The sequence below is a fragment of the Synechococcus sp. 8F6 genome (assembly GCF_002252665.1).
Taxonomy (GTDB): Bacteria; Cyanobacteriota; Cyanobacteriia; order PCC-6307; family Cyanobiaceae; genus Cyanobium_A.
In genome coordinates, this window is record NZ_NQKZ01000010.1 from 73113 (window position 1) to 96334 (window position 23222).

Below are 23222 nucleotides of genomic sequence, written 5' to 3' on the forward strand. Positions count from 1 at the left end.
GCTGGTACACCTGCACAACGCTGTCGAATTCTGTACAAGTTGTACAGAATTCGACAGCAGATCTCGCCCAGATCAACCCACCGCCGCACCAACACGGATCGAGGCCTGTTTTGCCAGCAGAACCCTGGCTACTTGCCGATGCAGAAACGGGCGAACACCCGATCCAGCACCGCCTCGCTCACCTCCTCGCCGGTGATCTCGCCCAGGGCCCGCACAGCGGCCCGTAGGTCGATCGTCCAGAAATCCCAGGGCAACTGCTGCGCAGCCGCCTCGAGGGACGCCCCCAAGCTCAAGGCCGCTGCGGCCGCCAGATCCCGCTGGCGGGCGTTGAGAGCTACCTCCAAACCCTCGGCAGGGCCGGCGCCGCAGCGGCGCAGCAGCTCCGCCACCAACGCATCGCGGCCGGCACCCGTGAGAGCGCAGAAGCGCACATCGGCCGGCTCTCCAGCCCCAGCGGGCACCAGGCCCACCGCCAGGCCAGCCACATCAGCCTTGTTGCCCGCCACCAGCAGCACGGCGCCCTCGGGCACCAACTCCCGCAGGGCCTGATCCTCCGGGCTCCAGCCGGCGCTGAGATCAAACAACAACAGCACCGCATCGGCGGCGGCCAGGGCGGCCCGAGAGCGCTCAATGCCCAGCTGCTCCACCCGGTCGCCGGTGTCGCGGATGCCGGCGGTGTCGAGCAGGGTGAGCGGCACCCCATCGAGCACCAGCTCGCTCTCCAGCAGGTCGCGGGTGGTGCCGGGCAGGTCGGTCACGATCGCCCGCTCACGGCGGCTGAGCAGGTTGAGCAGGCTCGATTTGCCCACGTTGGGGCGGCCCACGATCGCCACCCGCAACCCCTGACGCAGCAGCTCCCCCTGACGCGCTTCGGCCACCAGTTGCTCCAACGCAGCCCTCACAGCCTCCAGCTCCGCCACCACCGCGGTGCCATCGAGGGGCGGGAGATCCTCCTCGAAATCCACCCGCGCCTCCAGCTCCGCCAACTGGTCGAGCAGGCGCGAGCGCAGGGCGCCCAGGCGCCGCTGCAGGCCGCCGTCGATGCCGGCCATGGCCAGCTGGGCCGCGCGGCGCGAGCGGGCCGTGATCATCTCGCCAATCGCCTCGGCCCGGGTGAGATCGAGCCGGCCGTTGAAGAAGGCCCGCTGGCTGAACTCCCCCGGCAGGGCCCGGCGCGCCCCGGCCGCCAGCACCAGCTCCAGCACCCGCTGCACCGCCACCAGGCCGCCGTGGCAGTGCAGCTCCACCACGGTTTCACGGGTAAAGCTGCGGGGAGCCCGCATCAGCAGTAGCAGCGCTTCATCCACCCGCTCACCGCTGGCGGGATCCACCACGTGGCCGTAGAGCACCCGGTGGCTATCCCAGGCCTGCCGCCCAGGCGCCGCAAACAAAAGCCGGCCGATCGGCTCCGCCGCGGCCCCGGAGATTCTTACGATCGCCACACTGCCTTCGCCCGGCGCCACCGCCGTGGCGATGGCCGCGATGGTGTCAGCGGTTCCGGAGTCGTTGAGGCGCATCCCCCCATTCCAACCCCACACCGCCGTGGGCCGCCGCCTGCGCCAGCTGCTGGCCTGGCTCTGGCACCAGGAGGGCAGCCATGGCCAGCGGGCCCGGGGTCTGGCCGCCGGACTGCTCTGCGGCTGCTACCCGTTCTTCGGCCTGCAGATCCTGGGGAGCGTGGCGCTGGCCTCGTTGGTGCGGGGCAATCACCTGCTGGCCGCGGCCGGCACCTGGGTGAGCAACCCCTTCACCTACGTGCCCCTCTATTGGTTCAACTACCAGGTGGGCTGCTGGCTGCTCGGGCCCGGGGGGGGATGGCCCGGCCCCGACAGCCTTCAGGACGGAAGCATCTGGCACAGCAGTGGGGCGTTCGTCAGCCGCCTGCTGCTGGGCTCCACCCTCGTTGGCCTGATCACCGCGCTCCTGGGGGGCTGGCTCTACTGGCACTGGCTGGAGCGGGAACATCGCCGCCGGCAGCAGGGCTGATCAGCTCCGCTCAGGAACTGGCCAAACCGGGAAACACCATCAGGTCGATATGGCCCCCTTCAGGGTGGCGCCACTCGCGGAACTCCTCGGCCAGGGCATGCTGCTCCCGGGGCAAGGCCTGGGCCTGCAGGTCCTGGAGCCGCTGATGCACCAGGTCGAGGGTTTCGTCGATCAGTTGGGCCGCTTGCTCGGAGGTCATGGCGTGGCACGCGGGGGATGGAGTGGTTGTAAGGGGGCGCCAGCCGAGCCGCTGTAGCCGTCGTGACGGCTGAACCAGCCCTGTGGTCAGACCCTCACCCAGGAGCGGCCAGGCCGGTGGTGCGAAGATCGGCACTCATCAACGCGAGCCTGTGGCGGACGGCAAGGGTTCAGAAGGCAAGGGAACTTCGCGCTCGGCACTGTTCGGCCTGCTGCTGGTGTTGGGCTCCATGGGCGGCCTGGCCCTGCTGGTGTGGGTGACGCTGGTGATGCTCGACCTGAAGCACCTCAACACCGGCGGATTCACCCTGCCCTAGCCGATCCCGGTGCGGGCGATATCGAGCACATCCGCCATCGAGCGGATCTGATTGACCGTGTTGGCCAGCTGGCTGGCACTGTCGAGCTCCACCCGCAGATCGATGCGGGCGGGCTTGCCGGGATTGGTGCGCACCCGGGCATCACTCACGTTGATGCGGTGGTCGGAGAGGCGGGTGAGGATGTCTTTCAGCACGCCCACCCGGTCGAGCACCTCGATGCGCAGCTGCACCGGATAGCGGCGCGGGCGGGCATCGGTGGCCGAATTCCAGCGCACCGGCAGACGCCTCTCAGCCGGCACCTGGTCCACGTTGGAGCAGTCCTGGCGGTGGATCGTGATGCCGTGGTTGCCCAGGGCCACGGCTCCGAGAATCGGCTCACCCGGCAGGGGACTGCAGCAGCCCCCCAGCCGGTAGTCGAGGCCCTCGAGGCCGAGGATCGGGCTGGCGCCGCCCGCTCCGCTCCCCTGGGAGTCGGCCTGGCCTGCATGGGCGGCCGCCACGCTGGCTGCCACCTGCTCGTTGCTGGGCACGGGGGCCGAGGCCTCGCTGGCCAGGCGCAGTTCCTCCCGCAGGCGGTTGAGCACCTGGTGCAGGGTGACCCCGCCGAACCCCAGCGACGCCAGCAGGTCTTCGGTGCCCGTGAGGTTGCAGCGGCGGGCCACCTTGGCCATCGCCTCCCCATGGAGCAGGGCATCGAAGCCATCGCGGCCCAACTCCCGCTCCAGCAGTTCCGTGCCGCGCAGGATGTTCTCCTCACGGTGGCTGGTTTTGTACCAGTGGCGGATGCGATTGCGGGCCGTGGGGGTGGCCACGAAGTTGAGCCAGTCGAGGCTCGGGTGCGCCGTCTTGGCGGTGATCACCTGCACGAAGTCGCCGTTTTGCAGGGGAGTGGCGAGGGGGCAGAGACGGTCGTTGATGCGCACGCCCTGGCAATGGTTGCCGATCTCCGAGTGGATCCGATAAGCGAAGTCCACGGCTGTGGACCCCTTGCGAAGGCCCACCACATCGCCATTGGGAGTGAACACGAAGACCTCTTCATCGAAGAGGTCTTCCTTGATCGAACGCAGGAAATCGCTGCTGTCGGTGCCGCCGTCATCCTTCTGCCAGTCGACCAGCTGCCGCAGCCAGTTGAACCGCTCCGCATCGGCACCGGACGCCGCTGGCGAACCACCTTCCTTGTACTTCCAGTGGGCCGCGATGCCGTACTCGGCCACCTGGTGCATGTCGGTGGTGCGGATCTGCACCTCGATCGGCCGATGACGGCCGATCACGGCCGTGTGCAGGGATTGGTAGCCGTTGGGCTTGGGCAGACCGATGTAGTCCTTGAAGCGCCCAGGGATCGGCCGGAAGGTGTCGTGCACCACCGCCAAGGCCCGGTAACAGCTCTCGAGATTCGGGCAGAGAATCCGCAGGGCGGCCACGTCGAAGATCTCGTGGAACGCCTTCTGCTGGCGCTGCATCTTGCTCCAGATGCCATAGAGGTGCTTGGGCCGGCCGCTTACCTCGCAATGGGCCAGCCCCACGGCGGCCAGCCGATCGCGCAGCAACTGCACGGTCACCTCCAGCCGCTCCTCGCGCTCGCTGCGCTTGGTGGCCACCTGCTGCTGCACATCCCGATAGGCCTCGGGCTCGAGGATCTTGAAGGCCAGATCCTCCAGCTCCCACTTGAGCCGGCCGATGCCGAGGCGATTGGCCAGGGGGGCGTAGATCTCCCGGGTTTCGCGGGCGATCCGCAGCTGCTTCTCGGGCTTGAGGGCACCCAGGGTGCGCATGTTGTGCAGGCGATCCGCCAGCTTCACCAGCACCACGCGGATGTCGCTGGCCATGGCCAGAAACATGCGGCGCAGGTTTTCAGCCTGGGCCTCTGTGTGGTTGGTGAAGTGGATGCCGCCGAGCTTGGTCACCCCCTCCACCAGGGCCCGCACCTCGGCGCCGAAGTGCTGCTCGATCTCCTCGGGCGTCGCCTCGGTGTCTTCCACCACATCGTGGAGGAAGCCAGCAGCGATCACACCGGCACTGGCGCCGATGTCGCGCAGCAGATCGGCAACGGCAACCGGATGAATGATGTAGGGCTCGCCGCTGGCCCTGAACTGGCCCTCGTGGAGCTGGTAGGCGAAATCAAAGGCGGAAGCCAGCAGGGCCTCGGGATCGGTTGGGCAGCTCTCCCCCTCCCCCGGCGGCACGTGCTCGATGCAGCGCTGCAACCACTCGGGCAGGGGCAGGCCGTAGTCGGCGGGGGTGCGGATCGGCCGGCGTCCCAGGGCTTGGCTCTCCGGGGCTGGCCCAGGGGCAGGTGGAACAGCCGCGACTGAAACAGCCACGGCGGTTGCGTCCAGATCGGGAACCGCCCTGAGCATTCCACCCTGCGGAATTGCCTCATCGTATGCAGCGGCGGCCAAGCTGGGGACCATGACCAGCCCCGTGCTTGCAATCGACAACCTGGTGGTGCGCTACCCCGGTGCGGAGCGTCCCACCCTGGATGGGCTGACGCTCAGCCTGAGCCCGGGCGAGCGGCTGGCCCTGGTGGGCCCCTCCGGCTGCGGCAAAAGCACCGTGGCCCGGGCGGTGCTGCAGCTGCTGCCCCCGGGCAGCCAGTGCAGCGGTGGGCTGCTGCTGGCTGGGCAAAACCCCAGCCGGCTGCGGCGGAGTGCCCTGCGGCAGCTGCGCGGCGAAGCGGTGGGGCTGGTGTTTCAAGACCCGATGACCCGCCTGAACCCGCTGCTCACGATCGGCGACCATCTGGGCGACACCCTGGCGGCCCACCGACCCCGGTGGCGGCGGCGCCAGGTGCGGGAGCAGGCCGAAGCCTTGCTGGAGCGGGTGGGCATCCAGGCGGAGCGCTACGGCAGCTACCCCCATGAGTTCAGCGGCGGCATGCGCCAGCGGCTGGCGATTGCGCTGGCCATGGCCCTGCAGCCGCCCTTGGTGATCGCCGACGAACCCACCACCAGCCTGGATGTGGCTGTGGCCGGCCAGGTGATGGGGGAACTGACCAACCTCTGCCGGGAAGCGGGCAGTGCCCTGCTGCTGATCAGCCACGACCTGGCGATGGCGGGCCGCTGGTGTGACCAGATCGCCGTGTTGGATCAGGGCCGGCTGATCGAGCAGGCCCCAGCCCAGCAGTTGCTCACCGCCCCGGCCTCCCCCCTGGCCCAGCGGCTGGTGGCCAAGGCGCGGGAACGGGAAGGCGCCCAGAGCCCCGCACCGCTGCCGGCCGCTGCCTTGCTGGAGCTGGAGGAGCTGCGCAGCTGGCACGCCCTGCCCTCGCTGCCCTGGCAAACCCGCTGGCTGAAGGCGGTGGACGGGGTGAGCCTGCGGCTGCAGCCGGGCGAAACCCTTGGCCTGGTGGGGGCCTCCGGCTGCGGCAAGAGCACCCTCTGCCGGGCGCTGATGGGACTGGCACCGGTGCGGGGCGGCAGCGTGCGGCTGGAGGGCCGCAACCTGCTGAGCCTGCGGGGCCGGGCTTTGCGGCAAGCGCGGCGTGGCATCCAGATGGTGTTCCAAGACCCCCTGGCCTGCCTCAACCCCCAGATGGCGGTAGGTGAGGCGATCGCCGATCCGCTGCTGATCCATGGCCTGGCCAGCCGCGCCCAGGCCCGCCAGCGCGCCCGCGAGCTGCTGGGCGCCGTGGGGCTCACCCCGCCCAAAGCCTTCGAAAATCGCCTGCCCCGCCAGCTCTCGGGCGGCCAGCAGCAGCGGGTGGCCATCGCCCGGGCCCTGGTGCTCGAGCCCAAGGTGCTGCTCTGCGATGAGAGCGTGAGCATGCTCGATGCCGAGGTGCAGGCCGACGTGCTGGCCCTGCTGCGGGAGCTGCAGCAGCGCCTGGGGCTGGGGATGCTGTTTGTGACCCACGACCTCTCGGTGGCCAGTGGCTTCTGCCACCGGGTGATCGTGCTGGAGGGGGGGAAGATCGTGGAGGAGGGCCCCGGCGCACGGCTACTGACCGATCCCCAGGCCGCCATCACCCGCGCATTGGTGGAGGCATGCCCGCGGCTGCCGGGCGTCGCCTGAGCACCGCCAGCAACCGCTCAAACACCTCCGGCAGCGGCGCCTCGCACACCAGCCGCTCGCGGCTGATCGGGTGATCGAGGCCCAGCTGCACCGCATGGAGCGCCTGGCCGGGCAACTCGATCGGCAGCTTGCGGCAGCGGGAATACACCGGATCGCCCACGATCGGATGGCCCATGTGGGCGCAGTGGACCCGGATCTGGTGGGTGCGGCCGGTGTCGAGCTTGAAGCGCAGCAGGGCGTAATCCCCCAACCGCTCGATCAAGCGCCAGTGGGTGCAGGCATGGCGACCGCTGTCGTCGTGCACCACGGCGTATTTCTTGCGGTCGGCCGGATGGCGGCCGATGGCGCCCACGATCGTGCCGCTGTCGCCCGCCGGCTGGCCGTGCACCACCGCCAGATACTGGCGCGAGGCGATCCGCTTCTGAATCTGCACCTGCAGCTTCACCAGGGCCTCCTGGCTCTTGGCCACCACGATGCAGCCCGTGGTGTCCTTGTCGAGACGGTGCACGATGCCGGGGCGCAGCTCGCCGCCGATGCCGGGCAGGTCGGGGCAGTGGTGCAACAGGCCGTTCACCAGGGTGCCATCCCGGTTGCCAGGCGCCGGGTGCACCGTGAGGCCGGCGGGCTTGTTGAGCACGATCAGGTGCGCGTCTTCAAACAGCACATCCAGTGGCATTGCCTGGGCCACCAGGTAGGGCAGCGGCTCGGGCGGCGGCATCCACAGCTCCACCGTGTCGCCCTGCCGCAAGGGGGTCTTAGCGCGACCCGTGACGCCGTTCACCCGCACATAGCCGGCCTCGATGAACTTCTGGATGCGGGCACGGCTCTGCTCGGGCCGCTGGGCCACCAGCCAGCGGTCGAGCCGCATCGGCAGCGGCTTGGGATAGGTGAGCGTCAGCAGCTCGCCTTCCCCCTCGCCAAAAGCCGTGCCAACCCCGAAGCCCGATTCGTGCGGCGCCCTATCCATGGGCAGCCGGCAATTCCAGGGCAATGGCGCCCAGGCGGGCGCAACGGAAGTCGTCGAGCAACTTGGTGGCCATGCGCAGGCTGTCGCCACTGGTGTGGCGCGCCGCGGCGGCGGCCAGCCAGCCCTCCACGTCGGGGCCGCCGCCCACCAGCGCAGCGAGGGGAATGCCGTAGCGCTTCTCCACCAGGGCGGGTTGCACCCCGGCGGCCGGCTCAGCCTCCAGCAGGGTGAGCAACTGCAGAAACGCCCGGGCGGCGGCTTCGTTGTCGTAGGCGGCCTGGCCGATGTCGTCGCACAGGGCCAGCCGCAGGGCGGCCTGCTGATCGTCGAGGCGGGGCGGCAGCACGCCGGGGGCATCGAGCAGGTCGAGGTCCTGGCCGAGGCGCACCCAGCGCAGGCTGCGGGTGACGCCAGCGCGGCGGGCACTGTCCACCACCTTCTGGCGCACCAACCGATTGATCAGGGCCGATTTGCCCACGTTGGGGAAGCCCAGCATCAGGGCCCGCACCGGCCGGGGCTTCATGCCTCGCCCAGCCCGGCGGGCATTGAGGGCCGCGCCGGCCCGAATCGCCGCCTGCTGCAGCTGTTTCACACCGGTGCCGGCCTTGGCGTCGCACCACCAGCAGGTCTGGTCCTGGGCCTTGAACCAGGCGGTCCAGGCCTGGCGCACCGGCGGCGGGATCATGTCCACCCGGTTGAGCACCAAGAGATGCTGCTTGCCGCTGATCCAGCGCTGCAGCCGCGGGTGGGAGGTGGCCAGGGGGATGCGGGCATCCCGCACCTCGATCACCAGGTCCACCTTGGCCAGATTGGCGTTGAGGGCCTTCTCCGCCTTGGCGATGTGGCCGGGATACCACTGAATCGCCGGGGCATTGACGCTGAGCGGAAGCGTCTGGGGCATCAGGGCACCACCAGCACCGGACAGGGGGCCAACTGAATCACCCGAGCCGCGGTGCTCTGCTGGTCGCTCTCGATCGCGATGCCACGGGTGCCCATCACGATCACATCGGCGTTGATCTCATCGGCCACATCGCCGATCACGAAGGCCGGCTTGCCCTCCCGCTCGATCACCTGACAGCTGACCCCCGCCTCGTCAAAGCGAGCCCGCGCTTGCTGCAGCAGCTCCGCCACGGCCGTGGGATCGTCCTGGCCGGGCTCCACCACCGACAGCAGCACCAACGTGCTGGCGTGCTGCTGGGCCAGTTTCAGGGCCACCGCCGCCGTTTCCATCGCCTGGCGGCTCTGGTCGATGGGAAAGAGAACGGTGTCAAACATGGAGCAATGACCGAAGGCAGGGCCCAGGCAGGTGGGAGTTTCAGTCTGGGGGGGCGTCCGGGATCCGGCCAGGGCGGCTGGTTGGCGGAAATCCGAAATCCGGGGAGCAGAAGGCGCCGCGGGGGCTAACCTCCCCCGGCAATTCCGTAATTTCCATACCCCCATGGCGAAGCGATCCCTGGCCAGCCTTTCGGCCGATGAGCTCCGCGGCAAGCGCGTGCTGGTGCGGGTCGACTTCAACGTACCGCTCGACGACGCCGGCGCCATCACCGATGACACCCGCATCCGTGCCGCCCTGCCCACCATCAACGACCTCACCGGCAAGGGCGCCAAGGTGATCCTGGCCGCCCACTTCGGCCGTCCCAAGGGTCAGGTGAACGAGGGCATGCGCCTCACCCCCGTGGCCGCCCGCCTGGCTGAGCTGCTGGGCAAGCCCGTGGTGAAGACCGACAGCTGCATCGGCCCCGATGCCGAAGCCAAGGTGGCCGCCATGGCCGAGGGCGATGTGGTGCTGCTGGAGAACGTGCGCTTCTTCGCCGAGGAAGAAAAGAACGACGCTGGCTTCGCCGCCCAGCTGGCCGCCCTGGCCGATGTGTATGTGAACGACGCCTTCGGCGCCGCCCACCGCGCCCACGCCTCCACCGAGGGCGTCACCAAGGCCCTGAGCCCCAGCGTGGCGGGCTACCTGATGGAGAAGGAGCTGCAATACCTGCAGGGCGCCATCGACGAGCCCAAGCGTCCCCTGGCGGCGATCGTGGGTGGCTCCAAGGTGAGCTCCAAGATCGGCGTGCTCGAAGCCCTGATCGACAAGTGCGACAAGGTGCTGATCGGCGGCGGCATGATCTTCACCTTCTACAAGGCCCGCGGCCTGGCAGTGGGCAAGAGCCTGGTGGAAGAGGACAAGCTGGAGCTGGCCAAGGAGCTCGAGGCCAAGGCGGCCGCCAAGGGCGTGCAGCTGCTGCTGCCCACCGATGTGGTGCTGGCCGACAACTTCGCCCCCGACGCCAACAGCCAGACCGTGTCCATCAACGCCATCCCCGATGGCTGGATGGGCCTGGACATCGGCCCCGACTCGCTCAAAGCCTTCCAGGAGGCCCTGGCCGACTGCAAGACCGTGATCTGGAACGGCCCCATGGGCGTGTTCGAGTTCGACAAGTTTGCGGCCGGCACCAACGGCATCGCCCACACCCTGGCCGACCTGAGCGGCAAGGGCTGCTGCACGATCATCGGCGGCGGTGACTCCGTGGCCGCCGTGGAGAAGGTGGGTGTGGCCGAAAAGATGTCGCACATCTCCACCGGTGGTGGCGCCAGCCTGGAGCTGCTGGAAGGCAAGGTGCTGCCCGGCGTGGCAGCCCTGGATGAGGCCTGATTTGGCAGAGGCCTGACGGTTCAGGAGGGGGCTTCAAGCCCCCTTTTTGCTTGGCAGGGGTTGTGCAACAACCTGTTCAACAGGCGCAAAACACCGGCTCAGACCACGCCGAGGCAGGCTGGGGATCGGACCAGGCAAGTGAATGAGCCCAACAGACAGGCCTGCCGTCGGCTGGATTGGACTGGGGGCCCTGGGCGCACCGATGGCGGCCAATCTGCTGGCCGCTGGCTTTCCGCTCACCGTTCACAACCGCAACCGCAGCCGGGAAGCACCACTGCTGCAGGCGGGGGCCAGGGGGGCCGGCAGCCCTGCGGAAGCGGCGACCGCGGCCGAGGTGCTGCTGGTGTGCGTCAGCGACGACTGCGCCGTGGAGGCTGTGCTGCTCGGCGCTGACATCCTGGGCACCGACCAAACCGCGGCCCGCCAAGGGCTGCAGCCGGGGACGCTGGTGATCGACTGCTCCACAGTCAGCCCGGCCACCAGCCGGCGCATGGCGGCACAGCTCGCTCAGCAGGACGTGGACTACATCGACGCCCCGGTGACCGGCGGCACAGAAGGCGCCCGCACCGGCACGCTCTCGGTGCTGGTGGGCGGCGATCCGGCCCACCTGGAGCGAGCCCGCCCGCTGCTGGAGGTGATTGGCAGTCGCATCAGCCACTTGGGCCCCGTGGGCTCGGGCCAGCAGGCCAAAGCGGTGAACCAGGTGCTGGTGGCCGGTAGCTACGCGGCTGTGGCGGAAGCCATGGCCCTGGGGCAGCGGTTGGGACTGCCGATGGAGCAGGTGTGCGAGGCGCTGGCAGCTGGAGCGGCCGGGTCGTGGGCCTTGGAAAACCGCGCCGCCAACATGCTCAGGGGTCAGTTCCCCCTCGGCTTCAAGCTGGCGCTGCACCGCAAGGATCTGGCGATTGCCCTGGAGGCGGCCGCTGCCGCCGGCATGGAGCTACCGGTGAGCCAGCTGGTGGCCGCCATGGAAGACAGCTTGCTGGCGTCGGGCCACGGCAACGACGACGTGTCGGCCCTGGCCCGTTGGTTTGGCAGCCAGGGCAAAGCAGCCTGAGCTCAGGGATTCAACTGGGCCTTATCGGCCACCACCAGCACCCGCTTGGTGGCACTGACGATGCCCTGGGGATGCACCAACAGGACCGCCCAGGTCTGGGAGCCGGGGGTGAACGGAGCCTGAACCGACTTGAACAGGCCACCGCCACCCAGGGCGCCCAGCTGCAGATTGGGGCTCTCGAGGGCATTCACCTGCTGGCCGGTGAGGGCCACCAGGCCGCCGGCAGCAATGGCGCCCTCCAGGGGCTCATCAAACAGCACGTCCACGTCGTAGCGCTGACCCGTGAGCACCGCATCGGGGATCTGCAGGCTCACCGGCAGGTCGGCTTCGCCGCTGCGCAGGAGGGTCTGCTCACGGATCACGCTTTGGCCGTTGATGCGGCCACCGGGGCCAACGCTGCGGCTGAGCACCAGCTGCTGCTGGGCCAGGAGCCGATACAGGGTGGGGCCCTCCTGGCGGCTACCCGTGACCTGGAGCTGCACGGTGCTGCGTCCATCGCGCAGCGCTTTGCCCGGGCTCACCTGCCAGCGGGCATCAGGGAACTGACGAAGCAGGCTGCGGCGGCGCAGCTCCACCAGGGTGACATCGAGACCCGGACCGTTCTCCAGCACGGCCGCCAGCTCACCGGAGCCGTTGAGGGCCGCCTCTAGGGCCTGCAGCTGGGCCGCCGTGGGGCCGGCGGCAGCCACTGCCGGCAGGGCTCCGCCCAGCAGGGCCGCCAGGCCGAGCAGGACGCTAGGCAGTAAGGGGTGCAGGATTCGGCTCGGCAGCTGGGGACGCGGCATCGGGGCGGCGGAAACCGCTTTTAAGTTAGGCGCGCTGCAGGCCAACACCCATGCCCAGGCTCCTGATCGCTGCCAGCGGCACCGGCGGCCACCTGTTTCCCGCCCTGGCGGTGGCCGATGCGATGCCGCCCGGCTGGAGCGTGCAGTGGCTGGGGGTACCCGACCGCCTGGAAACCCAACTGGTGCCCAGCCGCTATCCGCTCCACACCGTGCGGGCCGGCGGGCTGCAGGGCCGGGGGCTGAGGCGACTGCTCAACCTGCTGCAGCTGCTGCAGGCCACCCGCTCGGTACGGCGGCTGATCCGCCGCGAACAGATCAACGCGGTGTTCACCAGCGGCGGCTACATCGCCGCACCAGCAATCCTGGCGGCCCGCTGGTGCGGCGTGCCGGTGGTGCTGCACGAGAGCAATGCCCTGCCCGGCAAGGTGACCCGCCTGCTCGGCCGGCTGTGCAGCCAGGTGGCGGTGGGATTGCCCCAGGCCGCCGCCCGCCTGCCCGGCTGCCGGCCAGTGGTGACGGGCACGCCGGTGCGGCAGGCGTTTCTGGAGCCAGCCCCCCTGCCCGCCTGGGTGCCGCCGGGCCCCGGGCCCCTTCTGCTGGTGATGGGCGGCAGCCAGGGCGCCGTTGGCCTCAACCAGATGGTGCGGCCCCTGCTGGCCAAGCTCACGGCGGCGGGTGTGCGCGTCGTGCACCTCACTGGCCGCAACGACCCCGATGCCGGCCAGCCGTTGCCCGCTGGCGCCGTGGAACGACCCTTCAGCGACGACATTCCCGGCCTGCTGCAGCACGCCGACCTGGCCATCAGCCGCAGCGGTGCCGGCGCCCTCAGCGAACTGGCCGTGTGCGGCACCCCGGCGATCCTGGTGCCCTACCCGGCCGCCGCCGATCGCCACCAGGATGCCAACGCCGCCGCCGCCGCCGAAATCGGCGCCGCCGTGATCGTGTGGCAGCACCTGCCCAGCGAGCCCGCCCTCGAGCGCAGCCTCTGGCGCCTGCTGGGCCCGCGCCTACGGGGGGCGGCAGCCGCGCGCGATCCTTTAGCGGGTATGGGCGCCGCCATGACGCAACTGGCGGTGCGCGATGCCGATCAACGGGTGGCCGCGATGCTCAGCCAGCCCTGAACAACCAACCCTGCCAACAGCCCTAGACTTGTCCAATAGGTCTGTCCAGCAGACCCGGCCCATCGGTATGGCAAAGCGATGCCCATCGAGACCACCTACAGCAAAGCCCGTGAGGGTTTGAAGGGCCTGATGGATCGGGCCGTCGAAGATCGCGAGGTGGTGCTGGTGCGGCGGCGAAAAGGGGGCGATGTGGCCCTCGTGGCCGCCGATGAACTGGCAGGCCTATTGGAAACGGCCCACCTGCTGCGCTCACCCGCAAACGCGGAGCGTCTGCTCACGGCCCTAACCAGAGCTCGCGAACAAACACTGCCGCCCCTCAACCTGGCTGATCTGGAAAGCAAGCTGGCCGATCTGGGAAGCAGCCTCACAAACAGATGAACACGGCCTGGCAGGCGGTGGTGCATCCGGAGTTTCTGGATGATCTCCACCATTGGATTCGCCACGAACCCCGCACCGCCAAACGCCTGATCGAGCTGATGCGTGCAACCCTGCGGGACCCCTTTGAGGGCATCGGCAAACCGGAACCACTTAAATACCTGGGACCAGGGGTGTGGTCACGCCGAATCACCCAGGAACATCGCTGCGTGTATTTGGTGCAGAACACGCGGGTGGAGTTTCTACAGGGGCGTTATCATTACTAGCCCAGGGATTGATCAAGTCCAAACCCACATCGGCGAAATCAGCCACATCGCCGGTGGCGAGCTGGGCGCCATGGGCGAGGGCCGTGGCCGCAATCACCGCATCAGCTGTGGCCATGGGCCGCGCCAACCGTTCACGGGTGCGCAAGAGATCGGCATACCAAAGGGCAGCTTCGCTGCTGAAGGGCCAGACCCAGCCAGCAAAGATGTCGGCCACCAGTTCGTCCCAGCACTGCTGAAGAGCAGCCTTACGACGGCCATCCGGCAGCCGCCTGATGCCGTGCAAAATCTCCGCTTCATTCATGGCCGTGATCGCTACGAGGCCAGGATCCAAACCATCCACCCAAGCCAGCACCTGGGGGTTGGGCCGAGGACGCATCAGCTCGGAGAGCACATTGGTGTCGAGGACGATCACGCCGATCACGCCCCAAGATCCGCCGGCTGCGGCTGAGAGCTGCGGTCGGGCAGCTCCAGCTCAACGCCACCCAGCGCATCAAAATGGGCATGAATCCGTTGGCCAAGCCCCTGGCGACTGGGCCCACTGGGCTTGGATGGCCCGCGAAACAAGGCCTCGCGCAGGATCGTGCGCACCTCCTCCTCCATCGAGCGGCCGTGGCGTGCCGCCTGGAGACGCAACTGGGCCTTGGTGGCCTCATCCAGGTTGCGAACCGTCAGCGTTGCCACGGGCATGCATGCAATGCAATCAACGCTAGCGACCAAGCTCCTGCCGCAAGGCCCGAATCATGCGCCGGTTGTCGCGGCGGCTCTGATAACCGATCCGCAGCCAGCGTTCGCCCAGTCCGTCGAAGGAGCGGCAATCGCGCAGCAAGATGCGGTGACGGCGCTCCAGGCGCTCGCGCAGCGGCACCAGGGACGCGTCGCCGCGAATCAAGAGAAAGTTGGCGGCCGACGGCAGCGGCGTGATGCCCGGCAACGCCTCCAGCCGGGCTGAGAGCCAGGCCCCCTCGCGGGCCGTCCAGCGCTGCACCCGGCGGCACCAGCGCCCGTAGGACATGGGATCGCCCAGCAAGCGCTCGCCCACCGCCACCGCCAGACCATTCACCGGCCAGGGATCGCGCCAACGGGCCCAGCGCGCCAGGCGCTCGGGCTGGCCAAGGGCATAGCCCAGCCGCAGCCCGGCGATCGACCAGAGTTTGGTGAGGCTGCGGATCACCACCAGGTTGGGGTGGGCCTGCAGCAGCGGAATCAGGCTCTGGGCTTCCCCGCCTGGCACCAGCGGCAGAAAGGCCTCATCGGCGATCACCAGGGCAAAGCGCTCCAACAAGGGCTCGAGGGAGGCACGGCTCCACAGCGCTCCAGTGGGGTTATGCGGGTTGGTGAGCCATAGCACCGCTCCCGGCGGAGCCGCCGGAAACGGCTGCGGCCCCGAACCGCCCTGCAGCGGCAACTGCAGGGCTCGCCAGGCGCCGCCCCAGCAGGCCAGGGCGCGGGGGTAGTCGGCGAAGCCCGGCTGGGGCACCGCACTCAAGCCGGCGGCCGCCGCATCGCGCGCTGCCCAGGTGAACAATTCCGCCGCCCCGTTGCCCGGCAGCACCGACTCGGGCTCCACCCCATGCAGCTGGGCCAGGGCTGCGCGCAAGCCAGTGGCGTGACGATCGGGGTAGGCCCGCAGCGGCGAGCCAGCGGCAAGCCCCAGCACCGCCTTCAGCAGGGATACGCGCACCCGCCAGGGCGGCCCGAAGGGCACCAGGGAGGCACTGGCATCCAGCAGCTGGGAGGGCCGGCAACCCAGGCGCGCGGCGGTGGCGGCCAGATTGCCGCCATGGCGCTCGGAGGGCGGCATCGGCATGGCCGAAAGCTAAGTGCCGGCGGCGAGTGCGAGGCGATCAGGCCTGTGCCGCCGGGGAAACAGGCGAAATCCTGCGCTATAAGCCGTTGCAACAGGCACGAATGCCATGCCAAGCCGCATAGTGCCTCCGACGTTGCCAGGTCAAGGGCACCTGCTGAGCGCCACCGCCAGTTTGCTCGCTGCTGTGGCCATGCTGATGGCGCTTGGCGCCAAGGCGGATTCGACCGACCTGTTCAAGCTGCTGGACACCCGCAGATGCCGTGGCTGCAAGCTCCAGAATGCGGATCTGGTGCACGCGGATCTGCGCGACGCCGATCTACGCCAGGCCCAGCTGCAACGGGCCAACCTGGGGCAGGCCCGCCTGGATGGCGCCCAGCTCAGCGGCGCCAATCTGAGCTTCACGAGCTTGATGGGGGCTTCCCTGCGCGGTGCCGACCTGCGCGGCGCGCGGCTGGATGGCACCGATCTACGCCAGGCCGATCTCAGTGGTGCCCTGCTGGACCCAGGAGCCCTATCGCGCAGCCACTGGCAACGGGCCACGGGCATCGAGCCCACACAACTAAGTTACGCGGAATTGCACAACGCTGGTGCCGAGGCGGCCCAGCAGGGCCGCTATCCAGAAGCGGAAACATTGTTCAGCGCAGCTATCAGCAAAGAACCCGCCGCCGCCATCAGCTGGGTGGCCCGGGGGATCTGCCGCGGTGAGCAGGGCAAGAGCGAACTCGCCGCCAACGATTTCAACTACGCCGCGAGCCTCTATGGAGAACGCGGCGAGCAGGAGCAGGCGTTGCAATTGAAGCAAGCTGCCAACACAGTGGTGGCATCAACCAAGCCGAACACCCCCGACGGCAACGGAGCGGGCAGTAAAGCCCTGAGTGGCGCCCTCGCCGCCTTTCAGTTTCTGGCCCCGCTGGCGGCCAAGGCCTTTCTGCCAATGGGCCTGTAAGGGCTCTCAAAGTGCGGGGCCGAACTCAGAGGCGGTGAGTACCGCCAGCCACCGCTTGGGCATACCCGTCATTTTCTAATACCCCGATGCCCCCATAAAGCTGCGAGCATCAGGAGTTGAAGGCTGATAGCCGTAGCCATAGACACCACCTTCTACATCATTAATGATTTTTGGCGTCACCATGATCACCAACTCTCGCTTTTCGCGGCGAGTCCCACTAGAGCGGAATAAAGAACCAATCAGGGGCATATCACCAAGAACAGGCCACTTGCTGACTTCAGCACGATCAAACTCTGAGATCACACCCGTCATGATTAACGTTTGACCATCTCGCACCCGTAGCGCACCCGTATCCAATCTCCGCACACTCAAAATATCAATATTTCCGCAGCCGGGGACTGGCTCACGATCCGTTACCGCAGAAACACTGGGAGACAAAGCAAAAGTGACAAAGCCATTATCATCAATCTTCTCGATACGGGCCCCTAAAACAAGTCCAGCCGTGGAAAGGGTGGGCTGACAGGTGATTATATTGCTGGCACCAGCAGAGTTTGCCGCATTATTAACTTGGTACTGGGTAATCACATTGGTGCCAACCCTGACGACCCCCTCGTTAGCCCTGCGGCGGCCAATTGGCGAATCAATACTATACTCATCTAATGATCCTCCCTGGCTTTGACCAGAGCCGCTACCACTCGAAGAACCACTTTCAGCTGCACGCAGCTCAGCAGGATTTTCTTGAAGAATTAAAGTTGGACTTGCCAAAAGCTTAGTACTTTGAGAAATAATTTGGGCCCTGAGAAAGTCGTAAAACTGGTTTTTTGGATAAGCCGTACCAGGATTTGCTTCGGCAGAGCTAAAACCAGTCAAAGGATTATAGCTAGGTGGCAAATTATTCCCGAAAGCTCCGAGCAGCTCGCCGCCATCATTGACAATGAAGTTATTGCCCCACCTAATTGCAAAGCTGTTTTCCATAACGGAATCATTGTCAAGATTCACATCTAATATTTTTACCGATAATGCCACCTGCCTTTGACGCAAATCAAGCTGACGCAAATATTGCTCGGCGACCACAACTACAGAAGAACTGCCTACCAAAGTTATAGTCCCAAGCCTTGTATCTGTAGTCGCCCTTAGGCCAATAAGTGGTCCAGCTGAAGCCCCATAGGCCTCCACCCTAGTCTGACTACTAGATTGAGTAGTAGCACTAGAAGGTGCATTGCTTACGGTGCTGGATTGGCTTACCCCCTGCGTAACAGCAGTCGTTATGGTGTTCGTCTTAGTGACTGAAGCGCCTAGATTGGCAAGATAATCGGCCGAGGCATTCGGGCTAACTTGATTTAGTCGATAAACCTTGGACACAAGAGATCCTAATGCCAATCCCGACACCCTGGGGCCTACTATGATTACATTTCCATCTTTTTTGGCCTGAAGACCAGATACGGCCAGGATGAAATTAAAAGCCCGCTGATAGCTCTCACTTTTAAATGCTACAGTGACAGGGTAGCTCCCATCCACCTGGACCCCGGCAGGCTTAGTAGTATTAGACTCTTGAACTGTTCCAAAGCTATATGATCTAATTTCGGACAAAGTAGTTTCATTTCTTCCTGAATCAGAAGTAAAAGCGAATCCATATCCACCCAATTGAGCGAGTGCCATTAAAGCATCTCTGGCAGGTGCATTTTTTAAAGTCATTGTGACCGGTGGCCCACTCACTTCGACATTCAATGGATTACGAAGTGTCATCGTCCCCACAGCCATATCTCCCAACGGCGGAGCAACAGCCCTCGCCTGCAGCGGAGGCGCATAGGCGGGCTGTGGCACCGCCCCAGGCTGACTTAAATCCAGCTGATTTGTCTGCAGGGAAACCTGCGGAGAAGCAGGAAACGTGAGAATCAGATTCACACCATCAGCACTCACCACCGGACGTGCCAGGAGAACCCCGGGCATCGGGGTCACCGACAGGCTGTAGCTGCTACCCGAGCCATCAAGGCTGACCGACTGAAACCCCAGCTCCGGCATCGATAGCCGTTGGGGGCCAACCCGCAGACCCGTCGGCGATGCCGTGGTGAGCTGACCCTGCCAGCCGTTGGGCTGCGCCAACTGCTGCAACTGAGGCGCAGGACCAGCTCCCACCACCACCAGCTCCACCGCATTGCCCAGGCGACGCACCTGCAGCTGCATCGGTCCCGCTGCGGCAGCAGCAGAGCCGCGGGAGGAGGCAGAGGCTTGGCGCGGGGAGGCCTGGCCAGCAGCATCAAGAACAGCAAAGCTAGGGAGAACTGCTGCCGCAGCGGCCGTAGCAAGACGACGACCCCAATCCCTACCCAACGTTCTTCACACAACTTTGTACGGATCTTACCGAACCGATTTCTGAAAAGCTAGGGCAGCGAAGAAGACGTCGACGCTTGCTAAGTTTGTTTCTTGGGCGGCACAAGTGTGGGCTTCACTGCATTGCCAGACTGGTAATAAGTCAGCGTCAATTTCAACTCAGTTTTCGCCGCCACAGGGATCGCCGCTGGTGCACCCATGCCGCTCTGATTGCCCGCCTGATTACCACCCTGGGGAGCAGGCTGGGGGGCTGCCTTGGGAGGCTCCACGGCAGTCAGCGACAAGTTGCTTTGTGACACCAAAACAGTCAGCTTTTCCGTGGCGCGCAAAAACGCCAAAACATTGGGGTAGGGGCCCTCGGCCGTGAGCAACACCTGCTGGGCCTTCAGGCCAGCCGCCTCGAGGGGAGACTTGGGGGGCGCCGCCGGCTGCTCGCCTTTTTGAGCCGTCTTCTCATCCGCAGCTGGGGGCGGCAGTGCTGCCACAGGCTCATACAGATCCAGCTGCACACCGAAGCGAGCTGCCTCCTGATCCAGCTGGGCCAGGAAGGTGACCAACTCGCCACTTCCCTCGATCAATCGCAGCACCTTTTGCTGCTTGCGCTCCGCCGCCTCCTGGCTTTCCGCCGTTTTGGCGATCTGGGCCCGCAGCAGGGGGATCCGGCCCTGGATCTCCTCCAGCTGGGCCAGTCGTTCACTGTCGGACTGCAGCTTCAGCCACTGGGGAACCACCCCCACACCCACCACCAAAATCGCCAGCAGCGCACCCACCCCAATCGGCAGCCCCAAAAGCAAGCGCTGCTGCACTTGGGAGGCATTCCGATCAGCTCCATCCTGAAGGTTGGTCATCAGAGCAAGCCCTCCTGCTGGAGCAACTCCAGGCGACGCACCAAGCCCTCCGCTCCGAGCTGGGTGAGAATTTGCTTCTCCGCCAACGGACTGATCGGCGGACGAAAGGTCACCAACAACTCAAAACTGACCGGTGCTGACCCCGCTGCAGACGCATTGGTCTCACCTGTACCCCGTGACGCTTTGACAAGGGTGACGCCATTGGGATCCAGCAACGGGGAGCGCTTCAACTGGAGCTGAAGCGCATTGATGCGGGCAAAGGCCTGGGGATCCCGCGACACCCCCTTGAGCCGGTAGCCACTCCCCTCTTCCGTAGCAGCGGTGAGTTGCACCCCTGCCGGCACCCGCAGCTGCAGATCGCGCATCAGCGCCGATCCGGAACGCACCGCAATCAGTCCCTTGACCAGATCCGCATTGGCGTTCTCCACCCTCTTGAGCTTGCCCCGGGCCGCCGTGAGCTGGGTTTCAAACAACTGCACCTCCGCCTCCACCGTGCCAAGGCGATCCACCGCAGCGCTCACCATCAAGGCGCGCAACAACACGAGCACAGCCATGCCCAGCGAGAGGCCGATCAGGGCGGCGCCGATCGCCACGCCCTGCACCAGCCGCTGACGGCCCTGCGTCGCAACCGCAACGGGTTCCGGCAGGTTCAGTTCCTGGCGTTTTTCGCGCAGCAGGTCGAACTGGCTGGTGGTTGGGGTTGTCGTCATCTGACCAGCTCCAAGCTGCCCAGGCCCTGCAAACAGAGGGAGCCAAAGCCATCGTGATCGACCACTTCGGCCTCCAGATCCAGCGCCTGCTCCAACAACGCCTGATCCTCCAGCGGTGCCGCCAACAACAACCGCACCGGCGCGCCGGGAGCCTGCAGGTTCCGGTAAAACTCCAAGCTCTGTTGCAGGGCGGGGATCAGATCGACCATCGGCCCAGGCAACATCCGCTCAAACTCGGGCACGCCCTGGTGCCAGAGGATCAGGCTGGTTTGCTGATCAAGCGGCTGCAACAGCGCCACCAGGGTGCCGGCAGGCGTGGCCGCCAGAGCGTCGCGCAGGCCCCACATCAGGCACACCTGCGACGGCAACAGATGCTGGAGGGTACTGCCGGCGATCGCAAACACCTCCACCCAGGCGTCCACCACCGACCGCTCCGCCGCGATCACCAACGAACTGGCAGGACGACCCGGCAAGGGATGCACATCCAGATAAGCCGCTTCCAGCGAAAACGGCCAGCCCAGATCCGGATTCAGCGCGCGCAGGGCATCGACCGAGTCACCCGGCTGCTGACCCGCCCGCCAATCCACCACCCGCCAGTGGGACGCCTGCCGAGGCAGCGACACCACCAGCTGGGCGTCGATCCCCCCGTACTCCAGCAGCAGGTCGCCCAAAAAATCCCCCACCGCATCCTTGAGCTGCGGCACCCCATCCCGGCAGGTGAGTGCCGGGATGGGAGCGGTCCAGATCGGCTCCTGCGGCCTGCCCCGCTTCACGCGCTGGCCGATCACCAACTGCTCGGACAGATCGATCATCACCAGCTTGGGAAACAGCTGGGCACGTAGGGGGCGCCATGTCTCCTGGAGTCCCGCCAGTACCAACGATCGGTTCGAATTGTTACAGGGAACCTACCGAACTTTCAGCGCCAGGGAAGCCCCGAGCCCACCGCCTCGCCCACATGGGACAGTCCGTGGCGCTCGAGTTGGGTCACCAACCCTTCGAGGATTTCGGGCACCAAGGCCGGGCCGCCATAGATCCAGCCGGTGTAGAGCTGCACCAGCGAGGCGCCGGCGGTGATCCGCTCCCAGGCGCTCTCGGCTGAATCGATGCCGCCCACTCCGATCAGGGGCAGGGCTGGCCCCGCCGTGGCCCGCAACCGCCGCAGCACCTCCAGGGCCCGGGCCCGCAGCGGCAGCCCACTCAGTCCGCCGGCCTCCTCAGCCAGCGTTTGGCCCGTTTGGGCCAGGCGACGCTGCTCCAGCCCCAGGCGGTTGAGGCTGGTGTTCACGGCGATCACGCCAGCCAGGCCCTCCTCGTAGGCCATGCGCGCAATCGCATCGATGGCGTCGTCCTCCAGGTCGGGAGCGATCTTCACCAGCAGCGGCGGGCAGGCGGGCAGCCGCCGCAGCCGCTCAACCAGCCGCCGCAGCAGGGTTTCCTCCTGCAGCTCCCGCAGGCCCGGCGTGTTGGGCGAGCTCACGTTGATCACCGCGTAGTCGGCCAGGGGGGCGAGCAGCTCCAGCGACGAGGCGTAGTCGTCGGGGGCGAGCTCCAGCGAGGTGATCTTCGATTTGCCGAGGTTGATGCCCAGCACAGCCGGGCGCCGGCCCGGGGCGGGGAGCTGCTGACGCTCCAGGGTGCGGCGCAAGGCCTGGGCGCCGTCGTTGTTGAAGCCCATGCGGTTCAGCGCCGCCCGCTCCGCCGCCAGGCGAAACAGCCTGGGCTTGGGGTTGCCCGGTTGGCCGTGCCAGGTGACCGTGCCCAGCTCCGCAAAACCAAAGCCGAACAGGTGCCAGATCCCCGCGGCGACGCCGTTCTTGTCGAAGCCGGCCGCCAGCCCCACCGGATTGGCAAAGCGGCAGCCAAACAGGCTCTGCTCCAGCCGGGGATCGGGCCGCTGCAATTCGGCGGCCAGACCGGCCAGGGCGCCACTCACCAGCGGCCACTGGCGCCGCAACGAGGCCTGGGCCAAGGCCGTAAGCGTGAGCTGGCTGAGCTGCTCCGCATCGGCGCCGTCGTCGCGGCTGAGCAGCGGCCCCACCAAGCGCCCGTAGAGCGCGCCCGTGTTGGTTGCGGTGCCTGAATCCGCCATCTCCCCGCCTACTCCCGGTCGCCCAATCCTCCCGCGTCGCGTTGCAAACGCCAGCGGCCGCCCTCCAGGGGCTGCACCTGCCAGTCGCGCCAGCGCCAGGGGCTGCTGCGGCGCTCCAGCTGCTGCAGGGGCTGCTCCACCAGCTGGGCCAGCTCCACCAGGCTCAGGCCATAGCCCTGGGCGGCGAAGCGTTCGGCCAGCTCCAGGCGGGAGAGCAACTGCTGCAAGCCTGGGGGCGGCACATCCGCCTCGATCCGGGCTGTGGTCAGCACCTCGCCGGCGGCCATGGCCGGCATCAGGCCGCGGGAAAAGGCCACGGCGATGGCATCGCAGCGGTCGTTGTCGGGGTCGCCGCTGTGCCCCTTGACGTGCACCAGCTCCACGCCCGGCAACCGGGCCTGGTCGAGCTGCTCCCACAGATCCCGGTTGAGCACCGCGCCACCAGATGCCGTGCGCCAGCCCTTGCGCTTCCAGCCCTGGATCCACTTGCCGAAGCCGTCGATCAGGTAGCGGCTGTCGGTGCGAATCGTCAGCCGGGGATCACGGGGCAGGGCCTTGAGGGCCTCCAGCAGGGCCAGGGCCGCGGTGAGCTCCATCCGGTTGTTGGTGGTGGCCGGATGGGCCCCGCCCATTTCATGCACCGAGCCGTCAGCAAAGCGCAGCAAGGCCCCCCAGCCACCGGGGCCCGGGTTGCCGCTGCAGGCGCCATCACAGGCCGCAGCCACCACGTTCACCGGCTTAGCCGCCACTGGACAACCCCAAAA

The 23222-nt window shown here is 67.0% G+C and carries 25 protein-coding genes; 9 read left to right on the plus strand and 16 right to left on the minus strand.

Going from position 1 to position 23222, the window contains the following annotated elements; translation table 11 throughout:
- Window positions 1-128: 128 nt before the first annotated feature.
- The gene (gene mnmE / locus CJZ78_RS09020; RefSeq protein WP_094560838.1) at window positions 129-1517 is read right to left on the minus strand and encodes a tRNA uridine-5-carboxymethylaminomethyl(34) synthesis GTPase MnmE; all 1389 of its coding nucleotides are present in this window, start codon (window positions 1515-1517) and stop codon (window positions 129-131) included.
- On the opposite strand from mnmE, the gene CJZ78_RS09025 reads away from it, so the two are divergent.
- Window positions 1507-1986 (plus strand): DUF2062 domain-containing protein, encoded by a 480-nt coding sequence (locus CJZ78_RS09025; protein WP_233128621.1) that lies wholly within the window; start codon window positions 1507-1509, stop codon window positions 1984-1986. The genes mnmE and CJZ78_RS09025 overlap by 11 nt on opposite strands.
- Window positions 1987-1996: 10 nt before the next feature.
- On the opposite strand, the gene CJZ78_RS09030 is transcribed toward CJZ78_RS09025, so the two are convergent.
- A complete protein-coding gene (locus CJZ78_RS09030; RefSeq protein ID WP_094560840.1) occupies window positions 1997-2185 on the minus strand; it encodes a hypothetical protein in 189 nt (62 codons plus the stop codon).
- A 151-nt stretch (window positions 2186-2336) separates the two neighbouring features.
- On the opposite strand from CJZ78_RS09030, the gene CJZ78_RS14205 reads away from it, so the two are divergent.
- A complete protein-coding gene (locus tag CJZ78_RS14205) occupies window positions 2337-2501 on the plus strand; it encodes a hypothetical protein (protein WP_198953874.1) in 165 nt (54 codons plus the stop codon).
- Here CJZ78_RS14205 and CJZ78_RS09035 read toward each other — a convergent pair.
- A complete protein-coding gene (locus tag CJZ78_RS09035) occupies window positions 2498-4858 on the minus strand; it encodes a bifunctional (p)ppGpp synthetase/guanosine-3',5'-bis(diphosphate) 3'-pyrophosphohydrolase (protein WP_094560842.1) in 2361 nt (786 codons plus the stop codon). The two genes, CJZ78_RS14205 and CJZ78_RS09035, sit on opposite strands and share 4 nt — an antisense overlap.
- A 52-nt stretch (window positions 4859-4910) precedes the next feature.
- Here CJZ78_RS09035 and CJZ78_RS09040 point away from each other — a divergent pair, with 52 nt between their 5' ends.
- The gene (locus CJZ78_RS09040; protein WP_094560844.1) at window positions 4911-6512 is read left to right on the plus strand and encodes an ABC transporter ATP-binding protein; all 1602 of its coding nucleotides are present in this window, start codon (window positions 4911-4913) and stop codon (window positions 6510-6512) included.
- Here CJZ78_RS09040 and CJZ78_RS09045 read toward each other — a convergent pair.
- The 3 genes from CJZ78_RS09045 to CJZ78_RS09055 are packed head-to-tail and all read right to left on the minus strand — an operon-like array spanning window position 6463 to window position 8754.
- A complete protein-coding gene (locus tag CJZ78_RS09045) occupies window positions 6463-7479 on the minus strand; it encodes an RluA family pseudouridine synthase (RefSeq protein WP_094560846.1) in 1017 nt (338 codons plus the stop codon). The two genes, CJZ78_RS09040 and CJZ78_RS09045, sit on opposite strands and share 50 nt — an antisense overlap.
- The gene (gene ylqF / locus CJZ78_RS09050; RefSeq protein WP_094560848.1) at window positions 7472-8380 is read right to left on the minus strand and encodes a ribosome biogenesis GTPase YlqF; all 909 of its coding nucleotides are present in this window, start codon (window positions 8378-8380) and stop codon (window positions 7472-7474) included. The genes CJZ78_RS09045 and ylqF overlap by 8 nt, the downstream gene beginning before the upstream one ends.
- Window positions 8380-8754: a universal stress protein gene (locus tag CJZ78_RS09055; protein WP_094560850.1), complete on the minus strand. Its 375-nt coding sequence runs from the start codon at window positions 8752-8754 to the stop codon at window positions 8380-8382. Before CJZ78_RS09055 ends, ylqF begins: the two co-directional genes overlap by 1 nt.
- Window positions 8755-8917: 163 nt before the next feature.
- On the opposite strand from CJZ78_RS09055, the gene pgk reads away from it, so the two are divergent.
- The gene (gene pgk / locus CJZ78_RS09060) at window positions 8918-10123 is read left to right on the plus strand and encodes a phosphoglycerate kinase (protein WP_094560852.1); all 1206 of its coding nucleotides are present in this window, start codon (window positions 8918-8920) and stop codon (window positions 10121-10123) included.
- A 142-nt stretch (window positions 10124-10265) separates the two neighbouring features.
- Window positions 10266-11180, plus strand: a complete 915-nt coding sequence (locus CJZ78_RS09065) for an NAD(P)-dependent oxidoreductase (protein WP_094560854.1) — start codon at window positions 10266-10268, stop codon at window positions 11178-11180.
- A 2-nt stretch (window positions 11181-11182) separates the two neighbouring features.
- Here CJZ78_RS09065 and CJZ78_RS09070 read toward each other — a convergent pair whose 3' ends face one another.
- Window positions 11183-11965 carry a hypothetical protein gene (locus tag CJZ78_RS09070; protein ID WP_233128622.1) on the minus strand — a complete coding sequence of 261 codons (783 nt, stop codon included), beginning with the start codon at window positions 11963-11965 and terminating at the stop codon, window positions 11183-11185.
- A 50-nt stretch (window positions 11966-12015) separates the two neighbouring features.
- On the opposite strand from CJZ78_RS09070, the gene CJZ78_RS09075 reads away from it, so the two are divergent.
- The 3 genes from CJZ78_RS09075 (at window position 12016) to CJZ78_RS09085 (ending at window position 13727) form a co-directional block, all read left to right on the plus strand.
- Window positions 12016-13086 carry a glycosyltransferase gene (locus tag CJZ78_RS09075; RefSeq protein WP_094560856.1) on the plus strand — a complete coding sequence of 357 codons (1071 nt, stop codon included), beginning with the start codon at window positions 12016-12018 and terminating at the stop codon, window positions 13084-13086.
- A gap of 78 nt (window positions 13087-13164) precedes the next feature.
- Window positions 13165-13464: a type II toxin-antitoxin system Phd/YefM family antitoxin gene (locus tag CJZ78_RS09080; protein ID WP_094560858.1), complete on the plus strand. Its 300-nt coding sequence runs from the start codon at window positions 13165-13167 to the stop codon at window positions 13462-13464.
- Window positions 13461-13727: a Txe/YoeB family addiction module toxin gene (locus tag CJZ78_RS09085; RefSeq protein WP_094560860.1), complete on the plus strand. Its 267-nt coding sequence runs from the start codon at window positions 13461-13463 to the stop codon at window positions 13725-13727. The genes CJZ78_RS09080 and CJZ78_RS09085 overlap by 4 nt, the downstream gene beginning before the upstream one ends.
- On the opposite strand, the gene CJZ78_RS09090 is transcribed toward CJZ78_RS09085, so the two are convergent.
- From CJZ78_RS09090 to CJZ78_RS09100, 3 genes are read right to left on the minus strand one after another with little or no spacing between them, the layout of a single operon-like run.
- A complete protein-coding gene (locus CJZ78_RS09090; protein ID WP_233128623.1) occupies window positions 13651-14148 on the minus strand; it encodes a type II toxin-antitoxin system VapC family toxin in 498 nt (165 codons plus the stop codon). The two genes, CJZ78_RS09085 and CJZ78_RS09090, sit on opposite strands and share 77 nt — an antisense overlap.
- A complete protein-coding gene (locus CJZ78_RS09095) occupies window positions 14145-14414 on the minus strand; it encodes a plasmid stabilization protein (protein WP_233128624.1) in 270 nt (89 codons plus the stop codon). The genes CJZ78_RS09090 and CJZ78_RS09095 overlap by 4 nt, the downstream gene beginning before the upstream one ends.
- Window positions 14415-14433: 19 nt before the next feature.
- Window positions 14434-15528 carry a histidinol-phosphate transaminase gene (locus CJZ78_RS09100; RefSeq protein WP_094560862.1) on the minus strand — a complete coding sequence of 365 codons (1095 nt, stop codon included), beginning with the start codon at window positions 15526-15528 and terminating at the stop codon, window positions 14434-14436.
- A 196-nt stretch (window positions 15529-15724) separates the two neighbouring features.
- Here CJZ78_RS09100 and CJZ78_RS09105 point away from each other — a divergent pair, with 196 nt between their 5' ends.
- Window positions 15725-16480 (plus strand): pentapeptide repeat-containing protein, encoded by a 756-nt coding sequence (locus tag CJZ78_RS09105; protein WP_233128625.1) that lies wholly within the window; start codon window positions 15725-15727, stop codon window positions 16478-16480.
- Window positions 16481-16555: 75 nt separating this feature from the next.
- Here CJZ78_RS09105 and CJZ78_RS09110 read toward each other — a convergent pair whose 3' ends face one another.
- From CJZ78_RS09110 to CJZ78_RS09135, 6 genes are all read right to left on the minus strand, one after another.
- Complete coding sequence (locus tag CJZ78_RS09110) at window positions 16556-18664, minus strand: general secretion pathway protein D (protein ID WP_094560866.1); 2109 nt, start codon at window positions 18662-18664, stop codon at window positions 16556-16558.
- Between the two features lie 227 nt (window positions 18665-18891).
- The gene (locus CJZ78_RS09115; RefSeq protein WP_094560868.1) at window positions 18892-19659 is read right to left on the minus strand and encodes a hypothetical protein; all 768 of its coding nucleotides are present in this window, start codon (window positions 19657-19659) and stop codon (window positions 18892-18894) included.
- A complete protein-coding gene (locus tag CJZ78_RS09120) occupies window positions 19659-20369 on the minus strand; it encodes a PilN domain-containing protein (RefSeq protein ID WP_094560870.1) in 711 nt (236 codons plus the stop codon). The genes CJZ78_RS09115 and CJZ78_RS09120 overlap by 1 nt, the downstream gene beginning before the upstream one ends.
- Entirely contained in the window at window positions 20366-21181 is an 816-nt protein-coding gene (locus tag CJZ78_RS09125) for a hypothetical protein (RefSeq protein WP_143592888.1), read from the minus strand. The genes CJZ78_RS09120 and CJZ78_RS09125 overlap by 4 nt, the downstream gene beginning before the upstream one ends.
- Window positions 21182-21285: 104 nt before the next feature.
- The gene (locus CJZ78_RS09130) at window positions 21286-22458 is read right to left on the minus strand and encodes a quinone-dependent dihydroorotate dehydrogenase (RefSeq protein ID WP_094560874.1); all 1173 of its coding nucleotides are present in this window, start codon (window positions 22456-22458) and stop codon (window positions 21286-21288) included.
- A gap of 8 nt (window positions 22459-22466) precedes the next feature.
- A complete protein-coding gene (locus CJZ78_RS09135) occupies window positions 22467-23186 on the minus strand; it encodes a ribonuclease H (RefSeq protein WP_233128630.1) in 720 nt (239 codons plus the stop codon).
- Window positions 23187-23222: the final 36 nt, after the last annotated feature.

Bases quoted from the DNA above. Each gene is read 5' to 3' on its own strand.
- mnmE (WP_094560838.1), bottom strand. From the start codon at position 1,517: ATGCGCCTCAACGACTCCGGAACCGCTGACACCATCGCGGCCATCGCC.
- CJZ78_RS09030 (WP_094560840.1), bottom strand. From the start codon at position 2,185: ATGACCTCCGAGCAAGCGGCCCAACTGATCGACGAAACCCTCGACCTG.
- CJZ78_RS09035 (WP_094560842.1), bottom strand. From the start codon at position 4,858: ATGCTCAGGGCGGTTCCCGATCTGGACGCAACCGCCGTGGCTGTTTCA.
- CJZ78_RS09040 (WP_094560844.1), top strand. From the start codon at position 4,911: ATGACCAGCCCCGTGCTTGCAATCGACAACCTGGTGGTGCGCTACCCC.
- CJZ78_RS09045 (WP_094560846.1), bottom strand. From the start codon at position 7,479: ATGGATAGGGCGCCGCACGAATCGGGCTTCGGGGTTGGCACGGCTTTT.
- ylqF (WP_094560848.1), bottom strand. From the start codon at position 8,380: ATGCCCCAGACGCTTCCGCTCAGCGTCAATGCCCCGGCGATTCAGTGG.
- CJZ78_RS09055 (WP_094560850.1), bottom strand. From the start codon at position 8,754: ATGTTTGACACCGTTCTCTTTCCCATCGACCAGAGCCGCCAGGCGATG.
- pgk (WP_094560852.1), top strand. From the start codon at position 8,918: ATGGCGAAGCGATCCCTGGCCAGCCTTTCGGCCGATGAGCTCCGCGGC.
- CJZ78_RS09065 (WP_094560854.1), top strand. From the start codon at position 10,266: ATGAGCCCAACAGACAGGCCTGCCGTCGGCTGGATTGGACTGGGGGCC.
- CJZ78_RS09070 (WP_233128622.1), bottom strand. From the start codon at position 11,965: ATGCCGCGTCCCCAGCTGCCGAGCCGAATCCTGCACCCCTTACTGCCT.
- CJZ78_RS09075 (WP_094560856.1), top strand. From the start codon at position 12,016: ATGCCCAGGCTCCTGATCGCTGCCAGCGGCACCGGCGGCCACCTGTTT.
- CJZ78_RS09080 (WP_094560858.1), top strand. From the start codon at position 13,165: ATGCCCATCGAGACCACCTACAGCAAAGCCCGTGAGGGTTTGAAGGGC.
- CJZ78_RS09085 (WP_094560860.1), top strand. From the start codon at position 13,461: ATGAACACGGCCTGGCAGGCGGTGGTGCATCCGGAGTTTCTGGATGAT.
- CJZ78_RS09095 (WP_233128624.1), bottom strand. From the start codon at position 14,414: ATGCCCGTGGCAACGCTGACGGTTCGCAACCTGGATGAGGCCACCAAG.
- CJZ78_RS09100 (WP_094560862.1), bottom strand. From the start codon at position 15,528: ATGCCGCCCTCCGAGCGCCATGGCGGCAATCTGGCCGCCACCGCCGCG.
- CJZ78_RS09105 (WP_233128625.1), top strand. From the start codon at position 15,725: ATGCTGATGGCGCTTGGCGCCAAGGCGGATTCGACCGACCTGTTCAAG.
- CJZ78_RS09110 (WP_094560866.1), bottom strand. From the start codon at position 18,664: ATGCAGCTGCAGGTGCGTCGCCTGGGCAATGCGGTGGAGCTGGTGGTG.
- CJZ78_RS09115 (WP_094560868.1), bottom strand. From the start codon at position 19,659: ATGACCAACCTTCAGGATGGAGCTGATCGGAATGCCTCCCAAGTGCAG.
- CJZ78_RS09120 (WP_094560870.1), bottom strand. From the start codon at position 20,369: ATGACGACAACCCCAACCACCAGCCAGTTCGACCTGCTGCGCGAAAAA.
- CJZ78_RS09125 (WP_143592888.1), bottom strand. From the start codon at position 21,181: ATGATCGATCTGTCCGAGCAGTTGGTGATCGGCCAGCGCGTGAAGCGG.
- CJZ78_RS09130 (WP_094560874.1), bottom strand. From the start codon at position 22,458: ATGGCGGATTCAGGCACCGCAACCAACACGGGCGCGCTCTACGGGCGC.